Consider the following 17,496-nt stretch of genomic DNA (forward strand, 5'->3'; position numbering starts at 1 on the left):
CATGACTATATCGTTGTTTGCCGCTCGTTAAATCAAAAAAAAGCAGACCGGTTCCGGCCTGCTGCTTCATGGTACACGGTTACATATAATACCCTAAAACCAACGTCAGCAAAAAGAAGAGAATGCCGAGGACAACGGTTGCACGGCCTAACACCGCTTCCATCCCTCTGGCTTTTTGTTTCCCGACAAGCTGTTCGGCGCCGCCGGAAATCGCTCCCGACAGGCCGGCACTTCTTCCTGATTGCAGTAAAACGGCGGTAATCAGTAAAATTGATACAATAACAAGTAAAACCGAAACGATCGCTTCCACTTCTGTACACCTCCATAACGCACATCTAAGCCTTAATAGATCATATCACGAGCCAAACGCATACGCAATACCTTCACGGGAGCGGGGGCTATGTCCGTTTAACACGTTACAGCGCGGTTCTTTTCTGCTGATTCATAAAGGGCATCGAGAATTTTTTGAATATAACGCCCCTCGTGCGGCTGGATGATCGGCTTTGATTTGCCGTCAATCACATTCAAAAAATGCGTGATCTGCGCTTGGTAAGGATCATCCGGACCGGTCTGTTCGATAAAGCGGGGAATCCGGTCGAATAATGCGCCGTACTCTTCTTTATAAAGAGCGAAAGGGTGAAAGTCCGCCCCGCCCTTGTCCCCCAGCAACGAGACATTTAAATGCTCGTCTGTTTCAATATTCGCCGCGTAGGACGTTTCCAGCACAAGCGAGGCCCCGTTTTCAAAACGAATCATGCCGCTGGCAAGATCTTCGACGCTGAACGTATGAGGATCCCACTCGCCAAACAGACCGACTCCCGGCTTTTTGCCCAACCGCTGGTGCGTAACAGCCGATGCTTCAACGGGTTCAGGAAAACCGCTTAAATTTATCGCTAAATCAAGCATATGCACGCCGACATCGATAAGCGGCCCGCCTCCCTGCAAGTTTTTATCTGTGAAGACGCCCCAGCCCGGAATGCCTCTGCGCCGCATCGCCTGCACGTTCATATGATAAATTTCGCCCAGTTCTCCGGCATCAATCGCCCGCTTTAATACCGTTGTTTCGCAGCGGTGGCGGAAATGAAACCCGTACAGCAAGTGTTTGCCTGCCTCTTTCGCTGCCTGTTCCATTCTAAGCGCTTCGGCTTCATTCATTGCCGGCGGTTTTTCACAAAGCACATGGCAGCCTGCCTGCAACGCACGTATCACATGGTCGGCATGCAAAGCGTTAGGGGAGCAAACGCTGACAACATCCAAATTTTCCTTCGCGAGCATCTCTTCTGCGCTTGTATAAACGTGCGCGATTCCGAATTTATCGGCTGCTCGCTGCGCTGTTTCAGCTGTCCGCGATGATACGGCGCGCAACTGTGTGCGCGGATCGTTATCATACCAAGGCATATGCGCATCTTGCGCAATCTTTCCTGCGCTGATGATCCCGACTTGCAAAGGTTTCATGATCCAATCACCCTTTCTCTTTAATTTTACTGTATCGAAAAATCCCCCGGTTTTCAAAGAAAACCGGGGGATGACTGTGCTTATTTGTTTTGCAGGTTGTAAAATGCTGTTTTTCCGGCATAGTTGCCGACATATTGAAGCTCATCTTCAATGCGCAGAAGCTGATTATACTTCGCAACGCGGTCCGTACGGGACGGCGCACCGGTTTTAATTTGACCGGCATTTGTCGCGACAGCGATGTCAGAAATTGTGCTGTCTTCCGTTTCACCGGAGCGGTGCGAGATGACGTTCGTGTATCCGGCACGCTTCGCCAGTTCAATCGCGTTGAACGTCTCCGTCAATGTACCGATTTGGTTCACTTTAATGAGAATTGAGTTGGAAATTCCTTCTTCGATTCCGCGTGTCAGTTTTTCTGTGTTTGTGACAAACAAGTCGTCACCGACAAGCTGCACTTTGTCGCCGAGACGGTCCGTCAGCTTTTTGAAGCCGTCCCAATCGTTCTCATCCAATCCGTCTTCAATGGAGACAATCGGATATTTTGAAACGAGGTCTTCATAAAAGTCAACCATTTCGTCAGCTGTTTTTACAACACCTTCGCCTTTCAGGTTGTACTTGCCGTCTTCGTAAATTTCAGAGGCTGCAACGTCCATCGCCAGCTGAATTTGTTCACCCGGCTTATATCCGGCTTTTTCAACCGCTTCGATAATCGTAGCAAGCGCCTCTTCATTGGACTTCAAGTTCGGTGCAAAACCGCCTTCGTCACCGACAGCGGTGTTATGACCTTTAGAGCTGAGAACTTTTTTCAAGTTGTGGAAAATTTCTGCGCCCATTTGCAGCGCTTCTGTGAATGACTCTGCACCGACAGGCATAATCATAAACTCTTGAATATCGACACTGTTGTCAGCGTGCTCGCCGCCGTTAAGAATGTTCATCATCGGTGTCGGCAGTGTTTTCGCACTGAATCCGCCAAGATATACATAAAGCGGAAGTCCGAGCGCGTCAGCAGCTGCGCGCGCAGCCGCAATCGATACACCAAGAATAGCATTTGCACCGAGTTTTTCTTTATTCGGTGTTCCGTCTAAATCAATCATCAGCTGATCCAAACCAAGCTGGTCTGTTGCATCAAAACCGACGATTTCAGGGGCAATCACTTCGTTTACGTTTTCGACTGCTTTGGAAACACCTTTGCCCATCCAGCTGTCGCCGCCGTCGCGCAGTTCAACTGCTTCGTGTTCGCCGGTAGAAGCGCCGCTTGGCACAATAGCGCGTCCAAAGCCGTTTTCTGTTGTCAGTTCCACTTCGACCGTCGGGTTCCCGCGGGAATCCAATACTTGACGTGCATATACATCGGTAATCATTGTCATATGAAACACTCCTTCATGAGTAAGTTATTTTTTAATTAAAGACGTTCCTGTCATTTGTTCAGGTTTTTCGATTTTTAGCAGCTCGACCATCGTCGGCGCTAAATCACCGAGAATCCCGTCTTCACGCAGTTCGACGTTCTTATCTGTCACGATCACCGGAACCGGATTTGTCGTGTGGGCGGTCATCGGACTGCCGTCTTCCATCGTGAGCTGATCAGCATTACCGTGATCGGCTGTAATAATCGACTTTCCGCCTTTTTCCTCGATTAAATCAACGATTTTGCCAAGGCATTCGTCGACTGCTTCAACTGCTTGGATCGTCGGCTCGAGCATACCGGAATGACCGACCATATCCGGATTGGCAAAGTTGAGGATGATCATATCATGCTTATCGGCATTAATTTCCTTCAGCAATGCATCCGTCACTTCATAGGCGCTCATTTCCGGTTTCAGATCATACGTTGCCACTTTCGGAGAATCAATCAGCACCCGTGTTTCACCGTCGAACTCTTCCTCGCGGCCGCCGCTGAAAAAGAACGTTACGTGCGGATACTTTTCGGTTTCGGCGATGCGCAATTGCTTAAGCCCGTTGTTCGCGACAACTTCCCCGAGAACGTTCTCTAAATCTTCCGGCGGATACGCCACTTCTGCATTCACCGAATCGCTGTAATGAGTAAGCGTTGTAAAGTAGAGGTTTTTCGGAAACTTCGGCCCAAGATCAAACCCGTCAAACGAATCGTTCGTGAATAAGTTCGACATTTGGATCGCCCGATCCGGACGGAAATTGTAAAAGATTACGCCGTCCTCATCTTGGATCGTTGCAACCGGTGTTTCGCCGTCTGCTTTCGTCATCACTGTCGGGACAACGAACTCATCGTGAATGTCACGGCTGTAGGATTCATCCAGCGCATCAGCTGCTGATACGAACTTCTGGCCTTCACCGTAAACCATCGCGCGATAGCTCTTTTCAACTCGGTCCCAGCGATTATCGCGGTCCATCGCGTAATAGCGTCCTTGCAGCGTTGCGATTTGACCGACACCGAGTTCGTTCATTTTTTCTTCCAGCTGTTCAATGTACGTTTTCCCGGTCGTCGGTCCGACGTCGCGTCCATCGAGAAACGCATGAACATAAACTTTGTCGACCGCTTGTTTTTTCGCCATTTCTAAAAGAGCAAACAAATGCTTAATGTGGCTGTGCACACCTCCGTCAGACAAGAGTCCGAACAAATGAAGCGACGACCCTTTTTCTTTTACATGGCTGATCGTTTTTTGGAAAACCTCATTATCGAAAAAGGTCCCGTCCTCGATCGCTAAGTTGGCTTTTGTCAAGCTTTGATAAACGACGCGGCCGGCGCCGATGTTCATATGGCCGACTTCCGAGTTGCCCATTTGACCTTCCGGCAAGCCGACAGCTAAACCGCTCGCTTTCAGCATCGCATGCGGATACGTGCTCCAGTAACGGTCAAAATTCGGCGTGTTCGCCTGTGCTACAGCATTTCCTTCTTCTGTATCCCGGCAGGCAAAGCCGTCGAGAATAATCAGTGCATTAGGCTTTTTACTCATTTCCTGCCTCCGCGAGCTGCAAGAAAGCTTCTGCTTCGAGACTGGCTCCGCCGACAAGTGCCCCGTCAATGTCAGACTGCTCGAGAAGTTCTTTAATGTTTGCAGGCTTTACACTGCCCCCGTACTGAATGCGGACGGCTTCAGCTGCATCGGCTGAGAAAGCGTCTTTTACGGCTGCACGGACAACACCGCATGTTTCATTCGCGTCTTTTGATGTCGCCGTTTTGCCTGTACCAATCGCCCAAATCGGCTCATATGCGATGACCGTCTGTTTTACTTGATCTTCGCTCAGTCCTTTCAGACCGCCGTTCACTTGTTTCGTGACGACATCGTTCGTTTGATCACTCTCACGCTGTTCGAGCGATTCACCGACGCAGACGATCGGCGTCAAACCGAATTTAAACGCGGCATGAACTTTTTGATTAACGCTTTCGTCCGTTTCACCAAACATCTCACGGCGTTCGGAGTGACCGATAACCACGTATTGAACACCGAGGTCGCTGAGAGCGGCCGGGCTGACTTCACCGGTAAATGCGCCGTTTTCTTCAAAGTGCATGTTTTGCGCGCCGATTTTTACATCGGAACCGACGGACTCTTGCACGAGCGCATCGAGAAATAGATGCGGCGAACAAACTACCGACTCCACTTTCTCTTGCGAAGGAACGGCCCCTTTGACAGCTTGGATAAAGTCCAGCGCTTCATTTTTCGTTTTATTCATTTTCCAGTTACCTGCAATAATTGGTTTACGCATGAAATTGCCTCCTTCTTTTCGATCGCTTACTTATCGTTCAATGCTACAACGCCCGGCAGATCTTTTCCTTCGATAAACTCCAGCGAAGCTCCGCCGCCGGTGGAGATGTGATCCATTTTTTCCGCAAAGCCGAATTGTTCAACGGCTGCTGCCGAATCACCGCCGCCGATTACTGTGTAAGCTTTTTCTGCATCAGCAAGCGCTTTGGCTACACCGATCGTGCCTTTTGCGAATTTCTCCAATTCGAATACACCCATCGGTCCGTTCCAAATAACAAGCTGAGAATCCGCAACAATATCACGGAATTGTGCCAGTGTTTTCGGGCCGATATCAAGCGCTTCCCAGTCGTTTGGAATGCTGTCAATATCGACTTCCTGCGTGTTGGCATCTTCACCGAATTTATCCGCAACAACGGCATCAATCGGCATATGAAGCTTCACGCCGTTCTTTTCAGCTTTTTCCATAAACGATTTAGCTAAATCAATTTTATCTTCTTCAAGGAGCGAATTTCCGATTTCATAGCCTTGGGCTTTAATAAACGTATACGCCAAGCCGCCGCCGATAATCAGATGATCAACTTTATCAAGCAGGTTGTCGATGACGTTAATTTTGTCTTTTACTTTCGCACCGCCGATGATCGCTGTAAACGGCCGTTTCGGATTGAGCATCGCTTCGCCGAGGACATCCAGTTCTTTTTCCATCAACAGTCCGGAAACTGCCGGAACGTGACGGGCAATACCTTCTGTTGACGCATGAGCGCGGTGCGCCGCGCCAAAGGCATCATTGACATAAACATCAGCAAGTTTAGCCATCTTTTCGGCCAACTCAGCATCATTTTTCTCTTCGCCGGCTTCAAAGCGAACGTTCTCTAATAAAACAATGTCGCCTTCTTCAAGGCCGTTTACTGCCTTTTCTGCATCTTCGCCGACGACCTGGTCAACTTTATAAACTTCTTGCTGCAAAAGATCTGACAAACGCTTTGCAACCGGATCGAGACGGAGTTCATCCGACGCTTCACCTTTCGGTCGCCCTAAGTGGCTTGCAAGAATAACTTTTGCCCCTTTAGCAATCAGCATTTGGATTGTCGGAAGAGCGGCGCGGATACGAGTATCATCCGTCACTTCCCCTTCGTTCATCGGTACGTTGAAATCAACACGGCAAAAGACGCGTTTCCCTTTTACATCAATATCGCGAATCGATTGTTTGTTCATTCTAGACGGCCTCCTTTATGAATCTCAAGTAAAAAAGGAGACAGGACACGAGCCCGCCTCCTTTGTTTTCACAAACGGATAATTACTGTTTCGTGCGGCTTACAGACCTTTTTTAGCCATATGAGCTGCTAAGTCGACACAACGGGCAGAGTAGCCTGTTTCGTTGTCGTACCAAGAGATCACTTTAACCATGTTTCCTTCCATCACGAGCGTTGACTGTGCGTCAATTGTGGAAGAATAGTTATTGCCGTTATAGTCGCTCGATACAAGCTCTTCGTCGCTGTATCCGAGGATGCCTTTCATTTCACCTTCGCTTGCTTCTTTAAGCGCTGCATTTACCTCATCAGCTGTTACTTCTTTACCGAGTTCTGCAACAAGGTCGACAAGCGAAACGTTTGGTGTTGGAACGCGCATAGCACCGCCGGTTAATTTTCCTTCAAGTTCAGGAAGAACAAGGGAAACAGCTTTCGCAGCGCCTGTTGTTGTCGGAATGATCGACTCTGCTGCTGCACGCGCACGGCGATAGTCTTTATGAGGAGCGTCAAGAACGGCTTGGTCGTTTGTGTATGAGTGTACTGTCGTCATCATACCGCGCTTCAGACCGAATTTATCTTGCAACACTTTTGCAAATGGAGCCAGGCAGTTCGTTGTGCACGAAGCATTGGAAACAACGTCGTGTTTCGCAGGATCATAGTCGTTTTCATTGACACCCATAACAATTGTTTTATCTTCTTGCTTAGCTGGAGCTGAGATGATAACTTTTTTCGCGCCTGCTTCCAGGTGTTTCGCCGCTGCATCGCGCTGAACGAAAATGCCTGTGGATTCAATTACGACCTCTGCGCCGTACTCGCCCCACTTAAGGTTGGCAGGATCTTTTTCAGAAGTTACTGCGATTTCTTTCCCGTCTACAACGAGGTTGTCGCCTTTCGCTTCTACTTTTGCATTCAGCTTACCGTGAACGGAGTCATATTGAAGCAAGTGAGCTAACATATCTGCATCTGTCAAATCGTTAACTGCAACAACTTCTACTTCCGGATTGTTCATTGCCTCGCGAAATACGACTCGACCAATACGTCCAAATCCGTTAATACCAATCTTTGTTGCCATGAAAAATTCCTCCTTTAAAATAGTGAACCTATTATATCTTCAAAGAGCGCGCGCTGTTCTGCAAATGATTACACAACAAAACAGGCAATGCTCTTGAATGCACATTTATCCTTACTAATTTCACTTATACTGATTTTTAAACTTACAATTTCATTAAGATTTCTTTCGCTGCCCCTTCATCTGTGATCAATATACGATTAGGGCTTTGTTTCATGTACGCCGTGATCGCTTCGGATTTCGAAGCACCGCCGGCAACGGCGATAACCGTCGGGATACGCTCTAAATCTTCCAGCTGCAGACCGATCGTCAGCACCTTATGGACAATTTCACCTGAACGGTCAAAATAATAACCGAAAGCTTCAGCAACTGCTTCGTTTTTCGTCAGTTTTTCCATGACGCTTTCCTCGGCATTCCTGCGTTCAGCCATCGTCATTGCTTCGCCGATGCCGTGAACAACCATCGTCGCAGCTCGGATCTGCTCGAGAATGCTCTTAATCGCCGGATCATGAATCAACGACGCGTAAGCTTCTTTGCTTAACTGATCCGGTACATGCAAGAGGCGGTAATTGCCTTGGGCTTTGCGGGCCATCGTTGCACAAATCGTGTTCGCCTGATTCTCAACTTGTTCTCCCAGCCCTCCGCGCGCCGGCACAAACAGTGTTTCTTTTAAACTCGCGTCAGGGATCAGCATGTCGGCTACATTGGCGATCGAACGTCCGCCGGTGACGGCAATGACGTTATTTTCCGGCAATAAATTGTTTTTCATGACCTGAAAAGCAGCTCGCCCCATTTCTTTTTGTACCCAGGGGGTTTCATCGCTGTCGCCGGGACAAATATGAACTTCTCTCACACCGAGCTTTTCGACTAAATCTTCTTCCAGCGAACGGATATCAAAGACTTCCTTCATCACGATCTCGAGCTGTTCAAGAACACTTTGACCTTCCGCACTGAGGATCATCCCGGTTTGCTGGAATTCAACAAGCCCTTGTTTTTTTAAAAAGGTAACTTCGCTGCGGAGAACACGCTCGGACATATCCAAGTTGATCGAGAGCGCACGGCGGCCGATCGGCTGCATAAGCCGGATGAACCGTAAAATCCGATAACGCGTTTCCATCACTTCCATTAAGTCCGGCAACAATTTTTTTTGCACATCCAATACCATGTTCATGTGTGATGCTCCTTTGTGCACGGGCTTAAACGGGTCAATAAGCGTCCCTCTTAGGCACTTTCCGTCCCGCCAAACGAAAAAAAAGAACCTGCCGATGTAAAATCTCGGGGGAAGTGTGCGAACCTTCATTTCCTATAATAGCAAGGAAACTGCCAACAATCAATTAAAAATATGTGAACATTTTGTCAGGAAGAGAGCGACGCGGCAATTTCCCCGTAGCTTACCGCGCCCTCCGCCAGTACGATTCCGTCATTTGCTGCAACAACCGGAATTCTCAGCTGAAATCTCTCAATCAGCTCATCACTCTCCCCGATGTCAATACGGTGAACACGGGTTATCAGCTGCTCTGACTGCAGCATGTTCAAAACTGTTTCGGCTTGTTCGCATAGTGAACAATTTTCCTTTGTATAAAAGTGAACCTCCATTTTTTCCTCCTTAGCTGTAGCGCTTTCGTTTCGATGAGGACGGGATATGCATCTCTTCCCGGTACTTCGCGACCGTCCGGCGGGAAACATCGATGGCATGCGCGTCTTTTAACAGTTCGGCAATTTTTTGATCTGACAGCGGTTTTTGTTTTTCTTCCTGTTCAATCATTTTTTTAACGTAGATTTTTACCCGCTCCGATGCGTTGGCGCCGGATTGGCGATCGCCGACCGATGAATTGAAAAAATACTTTAATTCAAACAGTCCGCGCGGCGTTTGCACATATTTATTCGTTGTCGCCCGCGAAACGGTCGATTCATGCACTTCAGTCTCTTCCGCGATTGCTTTTAATGTCAGCGGGTTTAAGCGTTCCGGGCCGTACAGAAAAAAATCGTATTGATGCCGGACAATCGCTTCGGTCACCTTGATAATCGTTTGCCGGCGCTGTTCGATACTGTTTTGGATCCATAAAAACTGCTCGTACTTTTTCTTCATATATGCTTCGACAGCGCCGTTATCATACTTTAAAAGCTTTTCGTAATCCCGGTTCATATACATCTTCGGAATATTGTCATCGGTCATTTTGACATGAAACTCATCGCCGACGCGAATAACATGGACGTCCGGCACGACGTAACGGGCCGTATTTTGCTGAAAAACGGCTCCCGGTTTCGGGTAGAGGGTGGCGATAAAGTCGGCAAGAGCCTGGACCTCTTCGGTTCGGATCGCTTCTTCTTTAGCGATTCGTTTATATTGCTTCGCAGCGAGAAGTTCGAAATGGTGAGAAACGATCCGTTCTGCTAACGGATCCCGCGTTCCCATCATTTCCAGCTGAATCAAAAGGCATTCTTGCAGGGAGCGGGCGCCTACTCCATGCGGCTCTAAAGATTGCAAAAGCTCTAAAGCGGATGACACAACAGAAACGTCTTCGTTCAATTCGGCAGCCAATTCTTCGTCCGATTGAGTAAGATAGCCGTTTTCATCGGTCGACAAGACGATATAACTGATGACCTTGCGGATATCCTCCGAAACATGAAGCAGCCGTATTTGGTTTAACAGCGCATCCTGCAAGGTTTCCTGCTGATCGCCGATTTGATCAAATTCAGCTTCGTCCCCTTCTGCATTTGTCCGGATCTGCCGATCATAAAATGGTTCCTCGCGGTTGACGGATTCGCGGACAAGCTCTTCGGACTCGTCGCGTTCTGCCAATTCAATGAGCGGGTTTTCTAATTGCTGCTCATGTAAATATTGTTCCAAATCCAAAGCAGAATATTGTAAAATCGTAATCGCTTGACGCAGCTCATTTGTCATCACAAGCTTCATCGACTGCTGCTGATATAAACCGAAATCCATGTTCATCGGTGAAGCCTCCTATCGGTTTCAGGTCGTCGATTTCGTTAATTTTATTATACATCACCTGCATGAGGTTTTGTCGAGAAGAGATTGTTTTGCAAATGACGTTTAAAAGCTTGGGCGCCCGGAAATAGGGTCACAGCATCAGCTGTAAAACGTTATGAATGTTCGCAAACCAATTTATTTGACCTTCATTGACCTTTGAGGTTATCATTAGACCTGTACGGAAGATAAGCAAGTAGTATATACTTAACAGAAAATGAAGGAGGAATAAACAAATGAACCTAATCCCTACGGTCATTGAACAAACGAACCAAGGTGAAAGAGCTTATGACATTTATTCAAGGCTTTTGAAAGACCGCATTATTATGCTCGGCACGCCGATTGATGACAACGTCGCCAATTCGATCGTTGCTCAATTGCTTTTCTTGGCTGCGGACGATCCGGATAAAGATATTTCTTTATACATTAACTCACCGGGTGGATCGATTTCAGCCGGCATGGCTATTTACGATACGATGCAGTTTATTAAGCCTGAAGTGCAAACAATTTGTACCGGCATGGCCGCATCGATGGGAGCATTCTTATTGACCGCCGGCAAACAAGGCAAGCGCTATGCCTTGCCGAACAGCGAAGTGATGATTCACCAACCGCTCGGCGGCGCCCAGGGACAAGCGTCCGATATTGAAATTCACGCGAAACGGATCGTTGAAATGAAAGAAAAACTTAACCAGATTCTCGCTGAGCGCACCGGCCAGGATATTGAGAAGGTCCGCATCGACACAGACCGCGACAATTTCATGAGCGCTGCAGATGCGAAAGAATACGGCATTATTGACGAAGTGATGACAAAAAACAGCTAAAATGTCGGCACGGACGAAAAACGCCCGGTATCATAACGATACCGGGCGTTTCAGACTGTAGACAAACTATATTTTGATGTCAGCCATGAATCCACTAACCTCCGCTTGCCCCGGGCAAGGACTCAGCTAGTATTCGGCGGCCTGAGACCGCCGAATACGGATCTTCGTCTCTTGCTTTCCCGGAGGCGTCGGAGGAGTGAATGCATGGCTTCTTTTTTTATAAATACACTCTATTCAAAAAAGGAGGATGACCCAGCATCCCGGCTTTCTCCTGCGGGATAGCGAGACAGGCGAGACCCTGCAGGGCGTCTGCCCGAAGCGGCTCGGCGCTCGCCCGCGGAAAGAAGCCGAACGATGCGTCGTCATCCGTTCCTTTTAACATGACATCTAACGATGTCATGACTTTGTTAACACTCTAAAACGCCCGGTATCATAACGATACCAGGCGTTTTCTTATTCATCCCGTTCGACAAATGCTGTCAGTGCGGCAAGAGCTTCTTCTGCGTCTGCACCGTCTGCTTTTAATGTTATTTCTTTATCAGCGCTCACCGCCAAGCTCATTAACCCCATAATACTTTTCGCATTTACATTTTTGCCGTCCATAGCAATAAAAATATCTGCGTTGAATTTGTTCGCTTCTTGAACAAACAGAGCTGCGGGCCTCGCCTGCAAACCTGATTTGCGTTTGACGGTTACTTTTTTTTCGATCATTGCTTCCTGCCTCCTCCTCTAGACTGCTTTCTAAACGCTTACATAACTTTTTGTAAAAAGGGCAGGGTTAAACGTTTTTCCCTGCGCGCAATTTTTCGGCAAATTCTTCGATTTTCCTCATCCGGTGATTAATACCTGATTTACTTACTTTCTCTTCCATCATATCGCCTAGTTCTTTCAATGTCACGTCTTGATGTTCAATTCGTAATTTCGCCATTTCCTGTAAGCGTTCCGGTAAAGCATCCAGACCTGCCTCATTTTGAATCAAACGAATATTTTCAACTTGCCGCATCGCAGCGCCGACGGTTTTATTCAAATTTGCCGTTTCGCAGTTCACAAGCCGATTTACAGAGTTTCTCATATCTTTCATGATCCGGACATCTTCAAATTTAAACAGCGCTTGATGGGCCCCGATGATGTTCAAAAATTCGCTGATTTTTTCGCCTTCTTTTAAATAAAGAATAAACCCTTTCTTCCGTTCGATCATTTTCGCGCCAAGCTCGAATTCATTCATCAAACGCTGCAGCGACTGATTGTGCTCTTGATAAAACGAAAAAATTTCCAAGTGGTACGAGGAAGTCTCCGGATGATTGAGCGATCCGCCGGCCAAGAAGGCCCCGCGCAAATAGGCGCGTTTACAGCAATCTTTTTCGATCAAGGAAGCATCAATTTCCCGTGTGAACGCAAACGTATCGGTGACGATTTTTAACGGCACTAACACTTCGCGTGCTTGATTTGTCAAACGGACGACATAAACATTATTTTTTTTCAGGCGCATTTTCTTCCGGACTAATAACTCAACGTGGACGTCAAACAACGATTTCAACAGTGTATAGATTCGCCGGGCAATCGCAGCGTTCTCCGTTTGCACATCTAAAGACAGCTTCATGTTGTTGAGGTTAACCGACCCGTTCATGCGGATTAGGGCTGCTAATTCTGCCTTCGCACAGCACTCTTCGTTCTCGAGCTGGGTCAATTCTTTTTTTGTCATCGATGCAAACGACACCTGTCTCACCTCCAAGCCTTGATATTATGACAGATGACTGCTGCTGTTACAATAAAGTTAACAAGCGCTCCGACAATTTCTTCGCATCATGGCGGAGAACTTCATTTGAAAAAAGAAGCAATTCATCCTCAATGAGGTCAATATTCATATCGCGCAATTTGGCCGCATCCGGTGTGACCGGCTTTGCTCCTTCATGCTCATAACGTTCTTTATAAGACAGCGGGATCGTTTGTGTGTTCATGATAACCGCATCGACAAGCCGGTATTGTGCGTGTTCATTGATCGCGCTGATGTGATCTGAAACACAATACCCGTCGGTCTCACCGGGCTGGGTCATGACATTGCAAATATACACACGATTCGCCGCCGTTTGTTTAAGCGCATCGCCGATTCCCGGAACGAGCAGGTTCGGAATCACGCTCGTATATAAACTTCCCGGTCCGAGAATAACTAAATCCGCTTCTTTGATCGCTTCCAGTGCTTCCGGCATCGCTTCGCAATCTTCAGGTTCTAAAAAAACCCTCTTAATCGGTTTACCGGCCCGCGGTATCATCGATTCACCTTTCCCGTAAGAACCGTCCTTGTATTCCGCGTGGAGCGTCAAGTGGTGATTTGATGCCGGAATCACGCGGCCTTTTACGTTTAACACCCGGCTGACTTCTTTCACACCGCGGGAAAAATCGCCCATGACCGAACTCATTCCGGCGAGCAGCAAGTTCCCGAGTGAGTGGCCGCTTAGACCTGTGCCGTTTTCAAAACGGTGCTGAAACAGCTCTTCGACGAGCGGTTCGACTTCAGACAAAGCAACAAGGACGTTGCGAATGTCGCCCGGCGGCGGTATATCCAATTCTTCACGCAAACGCCCGGAACTTCCACCGTCGTCTGCGACGGTCACGATCGCCGAAATATCAACGGGAAAATGTTTCAGTCCTTTTAATAAAACGGATAACCCCGTTCCGCCGCCGATTACGGTTATTTTCGCTCGTCTCATGGGTTGGAACGCCCCTTTTCAATATCGCGGTGAGTAACATATGCCGGATAATTCAACTCATCGATTTTTAAGCGGAAATATTCTGCCAAGGTGACCGAGCGGTGTTTTCCGCCTGTGCAGCCGATCGCAATCACGAGCTGCTGTTTACCTTCGCGTTCGTAATGCGGCAGCATATACGCGAGGAGATCGAACAGTTTATCGTTGAATTGCTGCGTTTCATTCCATTTTAAAACATAGTGATAAACCTCTTCATCAAGGCCGGTTTTCGGCCGCATCTCATCGATATAATGCGGGTTCGGCAAAAATCTGACATCAAAAACAAGATCCGCATCGATCGGAATGCCGTGTTTGAAACCAAAAGACAGCAGCTGAACGGAAAACACATCCCGCGTTTCCCGGGTGAATTCCGTTAATATCCGTTCGCGAAGCTGGAGCGGTTTCAAATCGGTCGTATCAATAATCGTCTGCGCCTGCCCTTTCATATGATTTAACATATCCCTCTCGGCCTGAATGCCGTCGAGCGGACCGGACCCTTCTGCCAGCGGATGATTGCGGCGCGTTTCTTTATACCTTTTTACGAGCGTTGCATCACTCGCATCTAAAAATAAAATTCTCGGCGTAACAAGCGTTTGACCGGATAATAAATCAATCGCGTCAAACAGCTGATCAAAAAACTCCCGCGCCCGCAAATCAATGACAAGCGCAACTTTATTCATTTTTCCGGCTGACCCTTCAACCAAATCAATAAATTTCGGAATCAGCGCCGGCGGCAGATTATCGATACAAAAATACCCCATGTCTTCAAAACTTTGTACGGCGACGGTCTTGCCTGCGCCGGACATGCCGGTAATTATGACTAGTTCAAGCGGCTGAGCCGTGTTCGATTCTTCGTTCATTCCGATGTCCCCTTTCATGATGCAAATGAATGCCGGGTATGATTGTAAATTTAATTATACTATATCTCAGCTTCAGCGACTATCCATCCCTGATGGAGCACGATCCAAAAAAAAGAACGCAGGCAATCGCCTGCGTCACACATCAAATTGATATACATACATAAGGGGGTCAATCCTTAACTTCATCCTAACGTATCTCTGTTTCAATGACGTTACAAAGGCGTTAAACAGCGGTTAAAAACACTTTTCAAATCATTAAGTTTGTTTAGCCGCTTCCTTCATTTCTTCTTTCAGCTCTTCAACATAATGGTAAGCGTTTTGTGCTGCCACACTGCCGTCCCCTGTCGCTGTGACGATCTGCCGCAAATGTTTTTCCCGAATATCGCCTGCAGCAAAAATTCCCGGGATCGACGTCTTCATCTCTTCATCCGTTTCAATATAACCGTCCTCATTCGTAATACCGAGATTCAAAAACGGTTCACTGATCGGAAGCATGCCGATATAAATGAATGCCCCGTCTGTTGCAAACTCGCTTCGGGATCCGTCTCTTGTACTTTCTACAGTAACACTGCCGACTTTTCCGTCTTTCTCGTTAATCTCGGTGACGACATGGCTCCACATAAATTCGATTTTGTCGTTGTCAAATGCGCGGTCTTGCAGGATTCGCTGTGCGCGCAGCTCATCACGCCGGTGGATGATCGTGACTTTCGAAGCGAACTTTGTCAAGTAACCGGCTTCTTCAACAGCCGAATCGCCGCCGCCGATTACAACAAGTTCTTTGTCTTTGAAAAAGGCGCCGTCACAAATAGCGCAATAGGATACCCCTTTACCGCCCAGTTCTTTCTCACCCGGAACTCCGAGTTCTTTATACTTCGCGCCGGTTGTTATAATGACAGACCGGGCTTTTAACTCGCCGCTTCCGGTAACAATGGTTTTATATTCTTTGCCGTCAATAATTTCTTTCACATCGCCGTACTTATACTCGGCCCCGAATTTGCGGGCGTGATCAAACATTTTTTGTGAGAGATCCGGACCGAGAATGCTGTCATACCCCGGGTAGTTCTCAACGTCTTCTGTGTTCGCCATCTGACCGCCGGGCATGCCGCGCTCCAGCATCACCGTCGACATGTTCGCGCGCGATGTGTACACAGCTGCCGTCATCCCGGCAGGGCCTGCGCCAATAATGACAACATCATAAATGGTTTCTTCACTCATCATTTTTCACTCCTCTAATTCTTCAATCATCGTTTTGAATTGAACCTACCGTCATCATAACGGGCTGATCCGCGAATGTCTATAACGTTGCCTGTACGTCATGGTGACTCGTTTTAATTAACTGCCAACACTATATTTCATCGCGGTCACTATACCCATACCCGTATATTAACGCACGAAAACGTGTTTGTCAAAAGCGCGGTTTTTCTTAAGCATACGGAAGCACCCGCTCAATATCAGCCGGGAATTCCCTCTTTTGAACCTGCGTCAGCATCTCTCGAACGACCGGGGGATACTCACGGTCATTCTGCTGAATCCATTGCCAAATTTCTTCAGCCTCTTCGGCCGATCGATTACGCCATACCAACAACGCCAGTTCGTGGTAAAAAGAGAAATCCTTCACGGCTTTCCGTGAAATTTTAACGTGCATGTAAACTTTAAATGCGAGCTCGAACAGATCGAAGCGCAAAAGCATTCTTCCCCAGTAATAATAATCACCGCGATGCAACGGGTGAATTTTGCTGAGAAGCGCAGCCGCTTCCTCGCGCGTCACTTTATTTTGCTCAAATAACAACCGCGCAAGCAAACAATGAAACTGCGGTCCGTAAGAGAAGGGCATCCATTCAGTAACAATTTCTTCAGCTTCTGCCAGCCGCTTTTGCTCGATAAGCGCCTCGGCTAAATAAGCATAATGACACGATTGTTGCGGATCTTTCTCCAGCTGTTTTCTCGCTGTTTCTTCTGCCGCTTGATAATCACCGCAGACAAGCAAACGAAGAGCGTTATCAGACTGCACTTCTGCTGACGCAGCTGTTTCGTTTTCCGCTTGCTCGTGTTCGTGCAGCAGCGCCAAATACGCTTTTGCGTCCTCAACATACTGACCGTTTGGATCATTCTGAATATAGAGTGTTAATTCAAACCCAGCTTCTTCAAACCGATTCATCGCGATAAAATTATTTGCCCGGAAAAAAAAGGATTCATTATTCGTTGAATCAAGCTTTTCGTAAATATAATACAACAATTCATTTGATTCTTCGTATCGCCCTGTTTCTGAAAGCAGGATAGCGGTTTGACAAGCGTATGCCGGATGATTTGGATTGGCAGCCATTGCCCGCTGCATGAAACGAAGCGCACGTTCCGGCTGGTTGTTTTCTAATAGTTCGTTCCCTTTGTTAAAAAAAAATTCAGCGTCGCGCGCGATCGGAATAATCGGCGCTTTTTTTTCATCATTATCTCTTGATCGTGACATATTTTTTTATCTCCGTTTCATTACATAATTAGTTCAACTATACCATGTCACTTATTTGGCTACAAACAGCAATTCGTGTTCGCCAAATGAAAAGAAGAGTGTTACATTTCCTAAAAAAGGGTATCAATATAAAAGCATGTACAGGTTGTATAATTTTTGTTAAACGAAGG

General features: G+C 47.4%; 18 protein-coding genes. 1 reads left to right on the forward strand and 17 read right to left on the reverse strand.

Translation table 11 applies throughout. The features are described 5' to 3' along the window. Nucleotides 1-79: 79 nt before the first annotated feature. The 10 genes from secG to rpoN all read right to left on the reverse strand — a co-directional run bounded on the left by secG (nt 80) and on the right by rpoN (nt 10,401). Nucleotides 80-310, reverse strand: a complete 231-nt coding sequence (gene secG / locus EDD67_RS00300) for a preprotein translocase subunit SecG (RefSeq protein ID WP_121439224.1) — start codon at nt 308-310, stop codon at nt 80-82. 98 nt (nt 311-408) lie between these two features. Beyond that, nucleotides 409-1,455: a Gfo/Idh/MocA family protein gene (locus EDD67_RS00305; RefSeq protein WP_121439225.1), complete on the reverse strand. Its 1,047-nt coding sequence runs from the start codon at nt 1,453-1,455 to the stop codon at nt 409-411. Between the two features lie 80 nt (nt 1,456-1,535). Beyond that, a complete protein-coding gene (gene eno, locus EDD67_RS00310) occupies nt 1,536-2,819 on the reverse strand; it encodes a phosphopyruvate hydratase (protein WP_093075237.1) in 1,284 nt (427 codons plus the stop codon). A 24-nt stretch (nt 2,820-2,843) separates the two neighbouring features. Then, nucleotides 2,844-4,382 carry a 2,3-bisphosphoglycerate-independent phosphoglycerate mutase gene (gene gpmI / locus EDD67_RS00315; protein WP_093075239.1) on the reverse strand — a complete coding sequence of 513 codons (1,539 nt, stop codon included), beginning with the start codon at nt 4,380-4,382 and terminating at the stop codon, nt 2,844-2,846. Next, nucleotides 4,375-5,133 carry a triose-phosphate isomerase gene (gene tpiA / locus EDD67_RS00320; RefSeq protein WP_121439226.1) on the reverse strand — a complete coding sequence of 253 codons (759 nt, stop codon included), beginning with the start codon at nt 5,131-5,133 and terminating at the stop codon, nt 4,375-4,377. The genes gpmI and tpiA overlap by 8 nt, the downstream gene beginning before the upstream one ends. Nucleotides 5,134-5,159: 26 nt before the next feature. After that, the gene (locus EDD67_RS00325; protein WP_093075244.1) at nt 5,160-6,344 is read right to left on the reverse strand and encodes a phosphoglycerate kinase; all 1,185 of its coding nucleotides are present in this window, start codon (nt 6,342-6,344) and stop codon (nt 5,160-5,162) included. 99 nt (nt 6,345-6,443) lie between these two features. Continuing rightward, complete coding sequence (gene gap / locus EDD67_RS00330) at nt 6,444-7,451, reverse strand: type I glyceraldehyde-3-phosphate dehydrogenase (RefSeq protein WP_121439227.1); 1,008 nt, start codon at nt 7,449-7,451, stop codon at nt 6,444-6,446. A gap of 142 nt (nt 7,452-7,593) precedes the next feature. Next, nucleotides 7,594-8,619, reverse strand: a complete 1,026-nt coding sequence (locus EDD67_RS00335; RefSeq protein ID WP_093075250.1) for a sugar-binding transcriptional regulator — start codon at nt 8,617-8,619, stop codon at nt 7,594-7,596. Nucleotides 8,620-8,804: 185 nt separating this feature from the next. Continuing rightward, nucleotides 8,805-9,044, reverse strand: a complete 240-nt coding sequence (locus EDD67_RS00340; protein WP_158638160.1) for a glutaredoxin family protein — start codon at nt 9,042-9,044, stop codon at nt 8,805-8,807. Nucleotides 9,045-9,054: 10 nt separating this feature from the next. Then, nucleotides 9,055-10,401: an RNA polymerase factor sigma-54 gene (rpoN, locus tag EDD67_RS00345; RefSeq protein ID WP_121439229.1), complete on the reverse strand. Its 1,347-nt coding sequence runs from the start codon at nt 10,399-10,401 to the stop codon at nt 9,055-9,057. Nucleotides 10,402-10,673: 272 nt separating this feature from the next. Between rpoN and clpP the strand changes: the two genes are divergently transcribed. Continuing rightward, on the forward strand, nt 10,674-11,258 hold the full coding sequence (gene clpP / locus EDD67_RS00350) for an ATP-dependent Clp endopeptidase proteolytic subunit ClpP (RefSeq protein ID WP_093075257.1): 585 nt from the start codon (nt 10,674-10,676) through the stop codon (nt 11,256-11,258). Nucleotides 11,259-11,475: 217 nt separating this feature from the next. Here clpP and EDD67_RS00355 read toward each other — a convergent pair whose 3' ends face one another. The 7 genes from EDD67_RS00355 to EDD67_RS00385 form a co-directional block, all read right to left on the reverse strand. Further along, entirely contained in the window at nt 11,476-11,658 is a 183-nt protein-coding gene (locus tag EDD67_RS00355) for a hypothetical protein (RefSeq protein WP_093072285.1), read from the reverse strand. Between the two features lie 53 nt (nt 11,659-11,711). Then, a complete protein-coding gene (locus EDD67_RS00360) occupies nt 11,712-11,969 on the reverse strand; it encodes an HPr family phosphocarrier protein (protein WP_093074241.1) in 258 nt (85 codons plus the stop codon). A 67-nt stretch (nt 11,970-12,036) separates the two neighbouring features. Further along, entirely contained in the window at nt 12,037-12,975 is a 939-nt protein-coding gene (gene whiA / locus EDD67_RS00365; RefSeq protein WP_093074243.1) for a DNA-binding protein WhiA, read from the reverse strand. 46 nt (nt 12,976-13,021) lie between these two features. Next, nucleotides 13,022-13,966, reverse strand: a complete 945-nt coding sequence (locus EDD67_RS00370) for a gluconeogenesis factor YvcK family protein (protein WP_121439230.1) — start codon at nt 13,964-13,966, stop codon at nt 13,022-13,024. After that, nucleotides 13,963-14,862 (reverse strand): RNase adapter RapZ, encoded by a 900-nt coding sequence (gene rapZ, locus EDD67_RS00375; RefSeq protein WP_093074247.1) that lies wholly within the window; start codon nt 14,860-14,862, stop codon nt 13,963-13,965. Before rapZ ends, EDD67_RS00370 begins: the two co-directional genes overlap by 4 nt. Nucleotides 14,863-15,117: 255 nt before the next feature. Continuing rightward, entirely contained in the window at nt 15,118-16,077 is a 960-nt protein-coding gene (trxB, locus tag EDD67_RS00380; protein ID WP_121439231.1) for a thioredoxin-disulfide reductase, read from the reverse strand. 208 nt (nt 16,078-16,285) lie between these two features. Beyond that, complete coding sequence (locus EDD67_RS00385; protein WP_121439232.1) at nt 16,286-17,326, reverse strand: tetratricopeptide repeat protein; 1,041 nt, start codon at nt 17,324-17,326, stop codon at nt 16,286-16,288. Nucleotides 17,327-17,496 lie beyond the last annotated feature (170 nt).

This window comes from Salisediminibacterium halotolerans, assembly GCF_003814815.1.
In the GTDB taxonomy this organism is placed as follows: Bacteria; Bacillota; Bacilli; order Bacillales; family Salisediminibacteriaceae; genus Salisediminibacterium; species Salisediminibacterium halotolerans.